Origin of the sequence: Pseudomonas sp. HMSC066A08, from assembly GCF_001813025.1 — a bacterium.
Taxonomy (GTDB): domain Bacteria; phylum Pseudomonadota; class Gammaproteobacteria; order Pseudomonadales; family Pseudomonadaceae; genus Pseudomonas; species Pseudomonas aeruginosa.
On sequence record NZ_KV811348.1, the window covers coordinates 676,453 to 690,340 of the forward strand.

Annotated in this window: 14 protein-coding genes; 7 read left to right on the forward strand and 7 right to left on the reverse strand. The window is 67.4% G+C overall.

What is annotated here, in order from left to right; genetic code table 11:
• Window positions 1-49: 49 nt before the first annotated feature.
• Genes HMPREF2886_RS26865 through HMPREF2886_RS26875 form a run of 3 tightly spaced genes read left to right on the forward strand, consistent with a single transcriptional unit; the run spans window position 50 to window position 2,587 of the window.
• Entirely contained in the window at window positions 50-544 is a 495-nt protein-coding gene (locus HMPREF2886_RS26865) for a TRAP transporter small permease (protein WP_033969954.1), read from the forward strand.
• A complete protein-coding gene (locus tag HMPREF2886_RS26870) occupies window positions 541-1,821 on the forward strand; it encodes a TRAP transporter large permease (protein WP_079387346.1) in 1,281 nt (426 codons plus the stop codon). Before HMPREF2886_RS26865 ends, HMPREF2886_RS26870 begins: the two co-directional genes overlap by 4 nt.
• Window positions 1,822-1,825: 4 nt before the next feature.
• A complete protein-coding gene (locus HMPREF2886_RS26875; RefSeq protein ID WP_033975771.1) occupies window positions 1,826-2,587 on the forward strand; it encodes a M15 family metallopeptidase in 762 nt (253 codons plus the stop codon).
• Here the strand turns inward: HMPREF2886_RS26875 and HMPREF2886_RS26880 are convergent.
• Window positions 2,584-3,537 carry a GlxA family transcriptional regulator gene (locus tag HMPREF2886_RS26880; RefSeq protein ID WP_070748709.1) on the reverse strand — a complete coding sequence of 318 codons (954 nt, stop codon included), beginning with the start codon at window positions 3,535-3,537 and terminating at the stop codon, window positions 2,584-2,586. The two genes, HMPREF2886_RS26875 and HMPREF2886_RS26880, sit on opposite strands and share 4 nt — an antisense overlap.
• Window positions 3,538-3,657: 120 nt before the next feature.
• Between HMPREF2886_RS26880 and HMPREF2886_RS26885 the strand changes: the two genes are divergently transcribed.
• Window positions 3,658-4,287, forward strand: a complete 630-nt coding sequence (locus HMPREF2886_RS26885) for a cysteine hydrolase family protein (RefSeq protein WP_033969959.1) — start codon at window positions 3,658-3,660, stop codon at window positions 4,285-4,287.
• A gap of 34 nt (window positions 4,288-4,321) precedes the next feature.
• On the opposite strand, the gene HMPREF2886_RS26890 is transcribed toward HMPREF2886_RS26885, so the two are convergent.
• The 3 genes from HMPREF2886_RS26890 to HMPREF2886_RS26900 form a co-directional block, all read right to left on the reverse strand.
• Window positions 4,322-4,894 carry a putative natural product biosynthesis protein gene (locus HMPREF2886_RS26890; protein WP_003092738.1) on the reverse strand — a complete coding sequence of 191 codons (573 nt, stop codon included), beginning with the start codon at window positions 4,892-4,894 and terminating at the stop codon, window positions 4,322-4,324.
• A 56-nt stretch (window positions 4,895-4,950) separates the two neighbouring features.
• On the reverse strand, window positions 4,951-5,427 hold the full coding sequence (locus HMPREF2886_RS26895; RefSeq protein WP_033969960.1) for a copper chaperone PCu(A)C: 477 nt from the start codon (window positions 5,425-5,427) through the stop codon (window positions 4,951-4,953).
• Between the two features lie 129 nt (window positions 5,428-5,556).
• Window positions 5,557-5,946, reverse strand: a complete 390-nt coding sequence (locus tag HMPREF2886_RS26900) for a DUF2946 family protein (protein WP_070748711.1) — start codon at window positions 5,944-5,946, stop codon at window positions 5,557-5,559.
• Window positions 5,947-6,117: 171 nt separating this feature from the next.
• Here HMPREF2886_RS26900 and HMPREF2886_RS26905 point away from each other — a divergent pair, with 171 nt between their 5' ends.
• Together HMPREF2886_RS26905 and HMPREF2886_RS26910 are read left to right on the forward strand one after the other, a co-directional pair.
• Complete coding sequence (locus HMPREF2886_RS26905) at window positions 6,118-6,966, forward strand: M23 family metallopeptidase (protein WP_033975773.1); 849 nt, start codon at window positions 6,118-6,120, stop codon at window positions 6,964-6,966.
• A gap of 85 nt (window positions 6,967-7,051) precedes the next feature.
• A complete protein-coding gene (locus tag HMPREF2886_RS26910; protein WP_003092748.1) occupies window positions 7,052-7,447 on the forward strand; it encodes a DUF4345 domain-containing protein in 396 nt (131 codons plus the stop codon).
• A gap of 17 nt (window positions 7,448-7,464) precedes the next feature.
• Here the strand turns inward: HMPREF2886_RS26910 and HMPREF2886_RS26915 are convergent, their stop codons facing one another.
• The 3 genes from HMPREF2886_RS26915 to HMPREF2886_RS26925 all read right to left on the reverse strand — a co-directional run bounded on the left by HMPREF2886_RS26915 (window position 7,465) and on the right by HMPREF2886_RS26925 (window position 11,697).
• Window positions 7,465-8,880 (reverse strand): PepSY-associated TM helix domain-containing protein, encoded by a 1,416-nt coding sequence (locus HMPREF2886_RS26915; RefSeq protein WP_058018310.1) that lies wholly within the window; start codon window positions 8,878-8,880, stop codon window positions 7,465-7,467.
• A gap of 64 nt (window positions 8,881-8,944) precedes the next feature.
• Entirely contained in the window at window positions 8,945-11,116 is a 2,172-nt protein-coding gene (locus HMPREF2886_RS26920; RefSeq protein WP_083318621.1) for a TonB-dependent copper receptor, read from the reverse strand.
• A 119-nt stretch (window positions 11,117-11,235) separates the two neighbouring features.
• A complete protein-coding gene (locus tag HMPREF2886_RS26925) occupies window positions 11,236-11,697 on the reverse strand; it encodes a DUF2946 domain-containing protein (protein ID WP_057388911.1) in 462 nt (153 codons plus the stop codon).
• A gap of 482 nt (window positions 11,698-12,179) precedes the next feature.
• Here HMPREF2886_RS26925 and leuA point away from each other — a divergent pair, with 482 nt between their 5' ends.
• A complete protein-coding gene (leuA, locus tag HMPREF2886_RS26930; RefSeq protein WP_033974425.1) occupies window positions 12,180-13,850 on the forward strand; it encodes a 2-isopropylmalate synthase in 1,671 nt (556 codons plus the stop codon).
• The last annotated feature ends 38 nt before the right edge of the window (window positions 13,851-13,888 follow it).

Below are 13,888 nucleotides of genomic sequence, written 5' to 3' on the forward strand. Positions count from 1 at the left end.
CCGCTGCCGTCGGCCGGGCGCGCCTGTCCGACTTTCCGGAGTACCTCCCATGCCGTCATTGCTCAAGGGCATGCGCGCCGCGTTGCTGAACCTCGCCACGCTGCTGTTGCTGCTCGACCTGGTCCTGCTCATCTACGGCGTGTTCGCCCGCTACCTGCTCGGCAGCTCGCCGATCTGGATGGACGAACTGGCCCGCTACCTCATCATCGGCGCAGTAATGCTGGCGCTCGGCGCGGTATGGATGGAGGGCGGGCACATGCGCGTCAACCTGCTGGAACAGCACCTGCCGCCACGCCTGGCGCAGGTACTCAGGCTCTACCAGTGGCTGCTGGCGCTGGCCTTCTTCGCCTTCGCCGCCTGGGTGAGTACCCGCTACGCGCTGAACGCCGGGCGCTTCCGCAGCCTCGGCCTGGGCGTCAGCCGCACCTGGCCGTTGCTCAGCCTGCCGCTCGGCTTCGGCCTGCTGACCCTCATGCTGTTGCTCCAGGGCCCCTGGCCGCGGCAGCCGGCCAGCACCACCATCGAGGGAGGGACGCAGGCATGATGGCCATCGCCATGATCGCGGCCTTCGTGGTCAACCTCCTGCTCGGCCTGCCGCTGTTCCTCTGCCTGCTGCTCACTGCGCTGGTGGGGTTCCTTTTCGTCGACCCGGCGCTGTTCGCCAACACCCTGCCGCAGCGCTTCTTCGGCGGCATGGACATCTTCTCGCTGATGGCGATCCCGCTGTTCGTGCTGGCCGGCAACCTGATGAACCATTCCGGCATGACCCCGCGCCTGATGCGCCTGGCCAACGCCCTGGTCGGCCACTTCCGCGGCGGCCTCGGCCACGTCAACGTGGTCGCCGGGGTGTTCTTCGCCGGGGTCAACGGGTCCGCCGCGGCCGACGCTTCGGCACTCAGCACCCTGCTGGTGCCGGCCATGGAAAAGGAAGGCTACTCGCGGCGCTTCGCCGCCGGGCTGACCGCAGGCAGTTCGCTGATCGGTCCGATCATCCCGCCGAGCATCTTCATGATCCTCTACTCCTCGCTGACCAACACCTCGGTGGGCGAGCTGTTCCTCGCCGGGGTGATCCCCGGCCTGCTGCTGGCCGCCGCCTTCATGCTGCTGAACGCGGTGTACGCCTACCGCAACGGGCTGCAGGCGCGCCACGCGGCGCCGGCCTGGGGCGAGATCCTGGCGGCGCTGTCCGGTGCCCTGACCGCGCTGATCGCGCCGGTGATCATCGTCGCCGGAATCGTCCTGGGACTGGTCACGCCCACCGAGTCGGGCGCCCTGATCGCCCTCTACGTGGCGCTGGTCGGCCTGCTCCAGCGCCAACTGAGCCTGGTCGGGCTGTGGAACTCGCTACGCGAGACGGTACGCCTGACCGCCAGCATCTACGTGATCATCGCTGCCGCCTCGGTGATCAACTGGTTGCTCAACTACGCCCAGGTCGCCAGCGAGTTCGCCCAGTTGCTGGAGCCGTTCGGCCACTCGCCGACCCTGATGCTGTTCATCATCAGCGCGGTGATCTTCGTCTGCGGCATGCTCATGGAGGAGGTCTCGGTACTGATGCTGCTGACACCGATAGTCGCCCCGGTGGCGCTGGCCGCCGGCGTGGATCCGGTGCACCTGGGGCTGATCTTCACCCTGAACATCACCATCGCCCTGATCACCCCGCCAATGGGCGCCTGCCTGTTCATCGTGGCGACCATCAGCCGCCTCGATATCCTGGAAATGTTCAAGGGTATCTGGCCGTTCATCCTCGTGGCCCTGGGGGTGCTGTCGCTGCTGATCCTGTTCCCGTCCCTGACCCTGTGGCTGCCACGCCTGCTCAATTGACGCCATGACCGACCTCACCCAAGCCATCCCCATTCTCCCGGAGCCCGACTGGCACGCCGTGGCCGGCATCCCCATCGTCGATGCCGGCACGCCGCTGGAAGCACTCGGACTGAGCCGCGACTTCAGCGTCTGGCCGGCCTACCACAAGCTCGGCATTCCTCACGCGATCCCGGAGTGCCACGCTCGCGGCGAGGTCTTCGAGCGTCTCCTGCGGGTCGCCGCCGCTCTCCCCGGTGGCGTGCGCCTGGTAGTGCTGGACGCCTGGCGACCGTTCGCCGTGCAGCAGTATCTCTACGACAGCCTGTCCAGCGCCCTGGCCGCGCACTACCCAAGGGCCGGCGAAGCCGAGCTGGAGCGGCTCACCCGCCAGTTCGTCTCGCCGCCGAGCAGCAGCCGCGAGGCACCAAGCCCGCATCTCACCGGCGGCGCGGTGGACGTCACCCTGTGCGACGCCCAGGGCCGCTGGCTGGACATGGGCAGCGCCTTCGACGAAGCCGTACCAGCCTCCTACACCGCCTACTTCGAACGCCTGGCGGAGCCCGACGCGCGCCAGCGACGCGTCCGCGATCATCGTCGCCTGCTCTATCACGCGATGCTCGATGCCGGTTTCAGCAACCTGCCCAGCGAATGGTGGCACTACGATTTCGGCGACCAGCTCTGGGCCTGGCACACCGGCGCGACGCAGGCGCTGTTCGGCCCGGTGCAGTTGCAGGCAATGGACGCGCTCTGGCGCCAGCAGTTGCAGAAGCGCCCTCCGGCGGACTAGGAGGCGAAGGCGCGCCGGTAGCCCAGCGGCGGCAGGCCGAACGCGGCGGAGAACTGCTGGCGCAACGACACCGCTGAACCGAAGCCGGCCAGCCCGGCGATCACCTGCACCGAATGCTCGGTGGTTTCCAGCAGGCGCTGGGCCAGGGCCAGGCGTTCGGCCTGCAGCCACTGGCTGACGGTGGTGCCGGTGAGCTGGCGGAAATGCCGGGTGAAGGTCCGCCGGCTCATCAGCACCCGCTGTGCCAGGCTGTCCAGGCTGTGCGCCTGGTCGAGGTTTTGCCGCAGCCACACCAGCAGCTCGCCGAGACGGCCGTCCTGGGCGCTGCCCGGCAGCGGCTGCTCGATGAACTGGGCCTGGCCGCCCTGCCGATGCGGCGCCACCACCAGGCGGCGGGCCAGGTGATTGGTAGTCTGCGCACCGAGCCGCTGGCGCACCAGGTGCAGGCAGCAGTCGATGCCAGCGACGGTGCCTGCCGAGGTCAGCAGGCCGTCGTCCTCGATGTACAGCACGTCGGGCTCTACCCGCACCGCGGGAAAGCGCCCGGCGAAATCCTCCGCCCACATCCAGTGGGTGGTGGCGCGGCGACCGTCGAGCAACCCGGCCTCGGCCAGCACGAAGGCCCCCAGGCACAAACCCACCAGTTGCGCTCCGCGTGCACGGGCCGCGTTCAGCGCCTCCAGCAGCGCTTGTGGCGGACGCTCGTATGGATCGCGCCAGCTCGGCACGATCACGGTCTGCGCCTCGGCCAGCGCTTCCAGCCCGGCCTCGGCCTCGATGGTGAACCCCACCGTGGTTCGCAGCCGGCCTGGCTCGGCGGCGCAGACACGCAGGTCGAAGGCCTGCGCGCAAGGGTCGTAGCACTCCTGGCCGAACACCAGGCAGGGCACCGACAGGTGGAACGGACTGATGCGGTCGAAGGCCACCACAGCCACGGACTGGCGGGACATGCGCACCTCGGTGGGTATGAGCGGGTTGGCCCGATTCTAGCGAAAGTTGTCTCTCAGGCCACTCACTCGCTACGCCGCGCCGGGACCAGAATCCGCCTCACCCACTCAGGAGGAAACGCCATGTCCGCACGTCAACCCAAACGCGCCTTGCTGGTCATCGACGTACAGAACGAATACGTCAGCGGCAACCTGCGTATCGAATTTCCCGCCATCCAATCGTCGCTGGAACGCATCGGCGCCGCCATGGATGCCGCCTACGCGGCGGGCATCCCGATCGTCGTGGTGCAGCACCTGGCACCGGCGGACTCGCCGTTGTTCGCGCGCGGCAGCCGGCAGGCCGAGCTGCACGAAGTGGTCGCCTCGCGGCCCTACCAGCACAAGGTGGAGAAGAAACTGGCCAGTTCCTTCGTCGGCACCGGGCTGGCCGACTGGCTGCGCGAGCGCGACATCGACACCCTCGCCGTGGTCGGCTATATGACCCAGCACTGCGACGACTCCACCATCCGCCAGGCGATCCACGAAGGCTGGCAGGTGGAATACCTGCACGATGCCAGCGGCTCGGTGCCCTACCGCAACCGCGCCGGCCAGGCCAGCGCGGAAGAGATCCACCGGATCTTCGGCATCGTCCTGCAGTCGTCCTTCGCCGCCGTGCTCAGCACCGAGGAATGGCTGGAAAGCCTCGCCGGCCGGCACGTTCCGGAACGCGACAACATCTACGACTCCAACCAGCGGGCCCTGGCCAACCGCTGAAACGGCGCCGCCCCGCACGCGGGGCGGCGAGCGCTCAACCGACCAGCGAGCCGCGTGCCGGCAACGGCTTCCAGCCCGGGAACTCGCGCAGCCGCGGGTCGGGCACCGCGCAATAGGCGAATGTCCAGTTCGGCGCCGGCAGGTCCAGGCGCTCCAGCGGCACGCGCGTGCCGGCGCCGGCCTGCGGCGCCTTCCAGTCCTGGGTGATGTGCGCACCGCCCTGGCTGGCCAGTAGGATGCCGCGGTTGGCGCTGGTGTCGTCCACCGTCCAGCGCGCGGCGGAGGCGTCCATCAGCACCTCCAGGTGCTCGTCGGTCACCTTGGCGCCGAACGGCGACTGCAGCAGCCAGCAGTACAGGCGCAGGTGCATCGCCCAGTTCCAGGCGGCCTTCTGCTCGGCCGCCCATTGCAGGAAACCGCGGAGGATGGTCAGGCCATCCGGCGGATCGATCTTCAGCAGTTCCGGGCAAAGGTCATAGAGATGGTGCCAGGCGCTGCTCAGGCGCTTGTTGAGCTGGTCCGGACGCAGGGTGGAGTTCTTCGGCGGCAGGCCGGGAGCCACCACCAGGCCGGTCTGCGCCGGCAAGGGATATCTGTTGCTGTTCATGCTCTGAACCTCGCACGCAAAGGCGGGGCGCCGGGCGCCCCTGCTCGACACGGCGCTCAGTGGCCGTGCTGCTCGTGCCCGCCCTGTTCGGCCGGCGCCTTGGACTCGACGACGATTTCCACCGGCACGTCGCCGGCCTTGCGGAAATGCAGCGTCAGCGGGAAGCGCTCGCCGGCCACCAGTGGCTGCTTCAGGCCCATCAGCATCAGGTGGTAGCCACCGGGGGCGAAACGCAGGTCCTTGCCTGGCGCGACATCGACGCTGTCGACTTTCTGCATGCTCATCATGCCGTTCTTGTGCACATGCTCGTGCACCTCGGCAGAAGCCGCGCGCGGCGTGTCGGCGCCAAGCAGGGTGTCGTTTTCCTTGCCATGGTTCTGCACCACGAAATAGGCCGCGCCGTTCGGCGAGGTCGGTGGCAGTGCCAGCGCCCAGGGATGCTCGATGTGCAACTGGCCGGCGTTGTACTCGTGGGCCTGGGCGAAAGCGGAAACGGCCAGCAGGGCCGCGGTAGCGAAGAAGGATGTGCGCATGGTGACTCTCCAGTAGCGTATGACCGGTCTTTTTCCGTCGGACCGGCGATTCCAGGGGGGAAGCTAGGGCATTGCGCCGCGACCTGCCCCGACCCGAAGGTCCAGGTTGTCGAAGGCGCGGGGGAGGAGTCAGGCGACAGGAGAAGCGCGAGGATTGGCGAGGCGCCAGTAGCGCAGGGGAGGCAGGTCGGTCGTGGAGAAGGCGATACGGGCCGGGCTGGCCAGCGGCGCCAGCGGCAATGCCGGCCAGGAGACGACCAGTCCGGGCGTGCCGGCGGCGCCGGCGCAGCAGCAGAGGTGCGGGGCCAGGCTTTCGTGGTCGTCGGGAAGATCGATGTCCTTGAGCGCGGCGCTCAGCTTCAGGCGCAGCAGCGAGTCGGACGAGGTGCTGCAGAAGCCGCCGAGCAGCAACGAGGCGCGCTCCTGCGTCGTCAGCGCCTGCGAAAGCGGCACCACGAACAGGTTCATCAGCACGGCCAGGCTGGCCAGCCAGGCCACGGGGCGCCGTGACAGGGGCATCGTCGGTTCTCCGGAGAATGGGCCCTTTATGCCTGAGCGCGGGGCAAAAGTAAAAACGCCGGGCGCGACAGAGTGCCGCAGGTGAAAACGTTTGCAACCCTTGCGGGCTTTCCCCCGCCACGCTCTTCCGCCAGCATAGACGGCTTTGACGCCCGACGAGTCGAGAAGCCGATGCCCCGCACCCTAGCCTTCGTTTCCACGCTATTGCTCTCCGCTTTCTGCGCCCTGCCCGCCCAGGCCGACAGCTTCATCATGCGCCTGCTGAACAAGCCGGTGCCCGGCGGGGTGGCGGTGGTCGACCTCGGCGAGGAAGGCCCGCCGCCGCGGGCCTTCTACCAAGGCAAGCCGGTGCTGGTGGTGCGCGAGGAAGGCCGCCGCTGGATCGCCGTGGTCGGCATCCCGCTGAGCATCAAGCCCGGCCCGCAGAAGCTGGAAGTGCGGGCGGCGACCGGCAACCACGAGGAAAGCTTCAGCGTCGCCGGCAAGCACTACCGCGAGCAGCGCATCACCCTGAAGAACAAGCGCCAGGTCAATCCGCTGCCGGAAGACCTCAAGCGCATCGAACGCGAACTCGCCGAGCAGACCGCCGCCTACCGCCGCTTCAGTCCCGGCCTGCCCAGCAACCTGATGCTCGACAAGCCGGTCGACGGTCCGCTCTCCAGCCCCTTCGGCCTGCGCCGCTTCTTCAACGGCGAAGAGCGCAACCCGCATTCCGGTCTAGACTTCGCGGTACCGGCCGGTACGCCGATCAAGGCGCCGGCGGCCGGCAAAGTGATCCTCATCGGCGACTACTTCTTCAATGGCAAGACGGTGTTCGTCGACCATGGCCAGGGCTTCATCAGCATGTTCTGCCACCTGTCGAAGATCGACGTGAAGCTCGGCCAGCAGGTGCCGCGCGGCGGCGTACTCGGCAAGGTCGGCGCCACCGGCAGGGCCACCGGACCGCACATGCACTGGAACGTCAGCCTGAACGACGCGCGAGTCGACCCGGCGATCTTCATCGGTGCCTTCCAGCCCTGAGAAGTGAGCAACGCGGCGCCGGCTGAGGTCAGAAGGAACAGGGGGCGCGTCGATGCGCCCCTTTCATGACCAAGGGAGACACCGCATGACTCACCCGCTTCGCCTGCTCTGGCTGTGCTCGGCACTGTTCGTGGTCCTCGGCCTGGGCTTCGTCTTCTTCCCCGGCCCGCTCGCCTCCCTGCTCACCAGCGGCGAACCGCTCACCCCCGCCGCCCTCACCGACCTGCGCGCCAGCTACGGCGGCACCAGCTTCGGCATCGGCCTGCTGCTCGGCTATGCCGCCCTGCGCCCCCGCTATCTGGTGCTCGGCCTGCTCGCCGCCCTGGCGGTGATCGCCAGCGGCGGCGCGGCGCGTCTCTACGGTGTGCTGATCGACGCCTCGCCGGCGCTGACCACCTTCCTCTGGCTCGGCGCCGAGGCGCTGCTCTGCGTGCTGTTGCTGGCGGCACTCTGGAAGACCCGCCAGCTCGACCTCGACTGAGCGCCGGACAGCAGGTCTCAGGCCAGGACCCGGCGAACCGCCGGCAGCCGCGACAGCACCAGCCAGTCCAGCGCCCAGACCAGCAGGATCGAGGCCCCCACCAACGGGAAGGCCACGCCCAGCGCCAGCATGATGGCGATGCCGCTCTTCCAGCGCGGCAGTTCGTGGCGCAGCGGCGGCACGCCAAGGCGTCCGGCCGGCTTGCGCTTCCACCAGATCCACAGGCCACTCGCCGAGCTGAGCAGGATCGCCAGGCAGACCGCGAGCATCAGCAACTGGTTGCCCAGGCCGAAGAGCTTGCCTTCGTGCAGCACGACGCCCATCTGCACGCTCCTCGCCACCGCGTTGTAGTCCTGCCAACGCACGTCGGCGAGAACCTTGCCGCTGTACTGGTCGATGTGCAGGGTGGCGTCGTGGCGCGGATCGTCGGGGAACACGGAAATCGTGTAGACCCCCTCCATCCCGCTCGGCAGGGCGATCCCGTAGCCCGCCGCCACGCCGCGCTCGCGGGCGATATCCACCACCCTTTGCAGAGGGATGCCCGCCGGCATCGGCATGTCCATCGGCATCTCGTGCCCGGCCTGGGCGGAATGCCCGCGGTGCCCGGCATGGGCGTCGGCCGCCGGCGGCTGCGAGCGCGGCAGCGGAGTGTTCTCCAGCGGCCAGGGCACCTGCTGGCGCGACGCGCTGTTGAGGCTACCGGCCAGCATGTCGGAGGTCGGCACATCGTTCCACATCGCCGCCGGGAAGCGATTCCAGACATCGGCGAACTGCTTGCCCCAGTAGCCGGTCCAGGTCATCCCGCTGAGCAGCATGAACAGCAACAGCAGGCTGCCCCAGAAACCGGCGACCACATGTAAATCGCGCCACAGCGGTCGTCCGCGCAGGTGCAGGCGCGGCCAGAACAGCGCGCTCGCCGCCCGCCCGCGCGGCCACCACAGGTAGAGACCGGAGACCACCAGGACGATGCCCCAGCCGGCGGCCAGCTCGATCAGCCGGTCGCCGACGGTCCCGGCCATCAACTCGCCATGCAGTGCCCGGGCCACCGCCTGGAGATTCAGCTGCGCATCCTGGCGGCCGAGTTCGCGTCCGCTGTAGGGATCGACGAAGAGGTTCCATTGCCTGCCCTCTTCGCCAATCACGAATTGCGCGCTGCGCCCCGCCTCGCTCGGCGGCAGGTACTGGCTGACGGCGGCCTGCGGGTGCGCCTGGCGCACCCCGGCGAGCAACTGGTCGGCGCTGCGCATCTGCGCGCCGGCCTCGACGCGCAGCAATTGCGGGTAGAGCAGCGCATCCAGCTGCGGCTTGAACAGGTAGACGATTCCGGTCAGCGCCAGCAGGATCATGAAAGGCGCGACGAACAGGCCAGCGTAGAAATGCCAGCGCCAGGCCAGCGCGTAGAAGTCACGGCCGTTCTTTTCGTTGGGTTGCATGGATCACCTCTTCGGAGCGCACACAGGCAAGGCGGGCCCCGCTGGACGGGGCCTCGTTGAAAGTTCAGAAGCTGAAGTCGACCTTGGTCCAGAAGGTCCGGCCCGGCTCGGGAACCGTTTCGTTGGCGGAGAAACCGAAGCCGGCGTCGCCGGCCTTGTTCAGGTGCTCGGTGTAATCCTTGTCGAACAGGTTATCGACACCGGCGCTCAGCTTGACGTTGCGCGTCACCCGGTAGGCGCCGTTGAGCGAGAAGACGCCGAAGCCGGCGCTCTTGTCGAAGTCCTTGCCGACCACGTTGCCCTGGTCCCTGGCGATGCGATTCTGCGGCGCGACCACCCGCCACAGGCTGCCGGCGCTCCAGTCGCCTTCCTCGTAGGTCAGGCCGAAGCGCGCTTCCAGCGGCGGGATCTGCGGTAGTGCGCGGTTGTCCGAGCTGTTCTTGCCCCAGGCATAGGCCAGGCTGGCGTCGGTCTTCCAGTTGCCGGTGAGCTGGTAGGAAGCGCCCAGCTCGCCGCCCATGATCCGCGCGTCGACGTTGGTCGCCTGGGTCGAGGAGCCCATCATGCCCTCGCGATAGCTGAACAGGATGAAGTCCTGGACCACCCCGACGTAGCCGGAGGCCCAGGCCTGCAGCTTGTCGCCGTTGTACTGGAGGCCGAAGTCGAGCTGGGTGGTCTTTTCCGGCTTGAACTTGTCGAAGGCGTTGACCGACCCGTTCGGCCCGCGCTTGGGCGAGAACAGCTCCCAGTAGTCGGGAAAGCGCTCGGCATGGCCGAGGCCGGCGTAGAGGGTGGTCGGCGAGTCGGCGAGGTCGTGCTCGTAGCGCACGAAGCCACTGGGCAGGGTATCGGCGCGGGTGTCGTTGGCCGTCGGGTTGGCCATGGCATGGCCCATGTGCCCGGACTTCAGGGTCTGCCGGTAGTCCTTGACCGAGGCGCGATCCAGGCGCAGCCCGCCGATCAGCCGGTCGCGCTCGGCGGCGAACCAGGTCAGTTCGCCGAAGGCCCCGTAGTTGTGGAACACCGCGTCCTTGCTCCAGGGGAACTGGTCGGCGTCGGTGTAGTAGTCGGTCATCATGTCGTACCTGGAGCCGCGAGCGCGGTGCTCGTTGCGCATGGCGTCGACCCCGGTGACCAGCTTGAAGTCGTCCCAGCGCCAGGTGGCCGCCAGGCGACCGCCAAGGGTGCGTCGGTCCACCTGGGACGCCATCGGCATCGGCATCATGCTGGACGGGTCGGGAGTGCGCAGGCGGAAGTTGTCCATGATGTGGTCGGCGTAGTTGTAGTAGACCTGCGCCTCGACCTTCTCCAGCACATCGCTGACGTTCGATTTGACGAAGCGCAGGCCCAGGCTCTCGCGCTTGAACTGCGAGCCGTCCATGCCGCGCCCGGCGTAGCGTGCCTCGCCGTCGCCCTTGCCGGCGGTGAGTTCGATCAGGGTGTCCTCGTCGGGGGTCCAGCCGACCGCGACGTCGCCGTTCCACTTCTTCCAGCGCGACGGCACGGTATTCCCGGCACCGTCCTCGTAATCGTCGGACTGCGCGTGGTTGCCGGTGAAGCGCAGGTAGCCGAGCCGGTTGCCGGCGGCGGCGTCCAGCACCTTGTCGAAGCGGCCGTTGGAGCCGGCCAGCAGGCTGGCGTTGACCCGCGAGCCGAGTTCGCCGAAGCGCTCCGGCTCACGCTCGAAGAGGATCGTCCCGGCCGACGCGCCCGGCCCCCAGAGCACCGTCTGCGGGCCCTTGATCACGGTGAGCTTGTCGTAGGTTTCCGGCGAGATGTAGGAGGTCGGCGCGTCCATCCGGTTCGGACAGGCACCGAGCATCATGCCGCCGTTGGTGAGGATGTTCAGGCGCGAACCGAACATTCCGCGCAGCACCGGGTCGCCGTTGCTGCCGCCGTTGCGGATCACCGCGAAGCCGGGAATGGTCTTCAGGTAGTCGGCCCCATCGCTGGCCGGCACCGGTTGGCGCGGCTCCTTGGGATTGGTGACGATGGTCAGCGGCGAACTCTGGGCGACTCCGGTGACCACGCTCGGCGCCAGCTCCACGGCGTGATCCTGGTGCTGGGAGTGCTCCTCGGCCAGGAGCGCCGACGGAGACAGGGCCAGGCCGCACAGCGCGGCGAAGGCCCCCGCCCAGCGGCGGCGTTGTGCGAGACGGGCAGGGTCGAAGCTGAAAGCGGCGGTCGGGCAGGCGTTGCCGGCCGCACGTTGTTGAGTAGACATACGTTTTTCCATGATCGGTGTGACTTCCGCCCCGCCCCACGGCGAGCAGGCACGCGGCCAGGCTCGCGTCACCGGCGCGGCGAAGACGCACCGGTGCCCCCAGGAAGCGGCGGCTATCGGATTGAAAGAGGTCAGGCGATCAGGAACGGCGGCGCACGGGTACGGGCGCCGGGAAATACCGGCGAGGCGACGAACGCCTCGTTCAGGAAAGCGACGGCGGGCGCCGTCGCGAAGGGAACGGAGAACAGCGCCAGGCAGGCGTCTTCGGTGAGCGGCGGGCTGTGGAACAACAGGCTGCAATAACCGCACTTCTCCCAGAGCACGTCGCTGGCCAGGCGATTGCCTTCCTCGCCGCCCATCCCCGGCATGCCGGCATGGACGACGGAGCGCTGGGCATCGGAACAGCCGGCATGGGCCATGTCGCCATGGTCCATGTTCTCGTGCGACATGCCTTCGTGGCCCACTCCCACGCCCATCGGCATCGGGTGGTCCATCGGCATCGACTGGGAGATCAGCGGCCCGACGAAGATCATCAGCATGGCGAACAGAGCCAGCCATGCACCGATGCCTTGTCGTTTCAGAGTGGTCGCCACCTGCGACTCCCGCCGTCTTGAATGAGGCCCGCAGCGTATCCGGCCGAGCGGCCGCTCGCGCTAGGTCGTGTCCGAAAAGAGAAGTATGCGCCTGCCGTTATACGCGCCAGGCGCAGGGAGCAAAATGATCGCACAAGGTCGGCCGGGCCTGCTGCGGCATGGGGCCGCAGAATTTCCACTTGCGGAACACAGGCTGGCGGCGCAATCGGGACGAAGCTTTCACCCACAGCGAAGAATAAAAAGCTACAAAAGCACTACAAATAGGAAATTCTACTAATTTTCCTTTAATGCTTGCCATTCAAATGCAGTCTCACTAGTGTGGTACGCATGAAAACACCGCACACCCTCATCCTGCTCCGCCAACACGCCTGCCTGTGCCTGGTCAGCCCGCGACTGCGTGGCTGAGCGACGCTTCCTCTCATCTCGTCATTGCGTTCGCCTGGCCGCATCGGCCTGGGTATCGATTCCAAAGGATTAGCCCCATGAGCATGTTGAAAGACCCTTCGCAGAAATACCGTCCGTTCCCGGCCATCAATCTGCCCGACCGCACCTGGCCGTCGAAGACCATCACCGAAGTGCCGATCTGGTGCAGCTCCGACCTGCGCGACGGCAACCAGTCGCTGATCGAGCCGATGGACGCGGCGAAGAAGATGCGCTTCTTCAAGACCCTGGTGCAGGTCGGCCTGAAGCAGATCGAAGTGGCGTTCCCGTCGGCCTCCGATACCGACTTCAACTTCGTCCGCGAGCTGATCGAAGGCAACCACATCCCCGACGACGTCACCATCCAGGTGCTGACCCAGGCCCGCGAAGACCTGATCACCCGCACCTTCGAATCCCTGCGCGGGGCGAAGAAGGCCATCGTCCATGTCTACAACGCCACCGCGCCGTCGTTCCGCCGCATCGTCTTCAACCAGGACAAGCAGGGCGTCGTGGACATCGCCACCAACGCCGCCAAGCTGATCAAGAAGCTGGCCGCCGAGCAACCGGCCACCCAGTGGTCGTTCCAGTACTCGCCGGAAATCTTCAGCTCTACCGAGCTGGAGTTCTCGGTGGAGGTCTGCAACGCGGTGATCGACGTCTGGCAACCGACCCCGGACAACAAGATCATCCTCAACCTGCCGGCCACCGTGGAGTGCGCTACGCCGAACGTCTACGCCGACCAGATCGAATGGTTCGGCCGCCACGTCGACAAGCGTGACAGCGTGATCATCAGCCTGCACACCCACAACGACCGTGGCACCGGCGTGGCCGCCACCGAGCTGGGCCTGATGGCCGGAGCCGACCGCGTCGAAGGTTGCCTGTTCGGCAACGGCGAGCGCACCGGCAACGTCGACCTGGTGACCCTGGCCTTGAACATGTACACCCAGGGCCTGCATCCGCAACTGGACTTCTCCGACATCGATGCGGTGCGCAAGGTGGTCGAAGAGTGCAACCAGTTGCCGGTCCACCCGCGCCATCCATACGTCGGCGACCTGGTCCATACCGCCTTCTCCGGCTCGCACCAGGATGCCATTCGCAAGGGCTTCGCCCAGCAGAAGGAAGACGCGATCTGGGAAGTACCGTACCTGCCGATCGATCCGGCCGACATCGGCCGCGACTACGAAGCGGTGATCCGGGTCAACAGCCAGTCCGGCAAGGGCGGCATCACCTTCCTGCTCGAACAGGAGTACGGCATCAGCCTGCCGCGGCGCATGCAGATCGAGTTCAGCCAGGTAGTGCAAGGCGAGACCGACCGCCTCGGCCTGGAAATGACCGCACAACAGATCTACTCGCTGCTGGAAAACGAATACCTCAAGGCGACCTCACCCTACGTCCTCGCCAGCCATCGCCTGCAGGAAGAGAACGGCACCAGCGCCGTCGACCTGGAAGTCTCCTTCGCCGGCGAGAAGCAGCACTGGCGCGGGATCGGCAAGGGTCCGCTGGAGGCCCTGGTGGCCGCCCTGCCGGTCAAGGCGGAAATCATGGACTACCATGAGCACGCCATCGGCGCCGGCGCCAATGCCAAGGCCGCGGCCTACATCGAGATCCGCCTGGAGGGTCAGCGCCCGCTGCACGGCATCGGCATCGACGAAAACATCACCACCGCCAGCTTCCGCGCCCTGTTCAGCGCGCTGAACCGCGCGGTGACCCAGGCCGAGGCCAGGGCGGCCTGACCGGCACGGAAAGGAAAAAGGGAGCCAGGCGGCTCCCT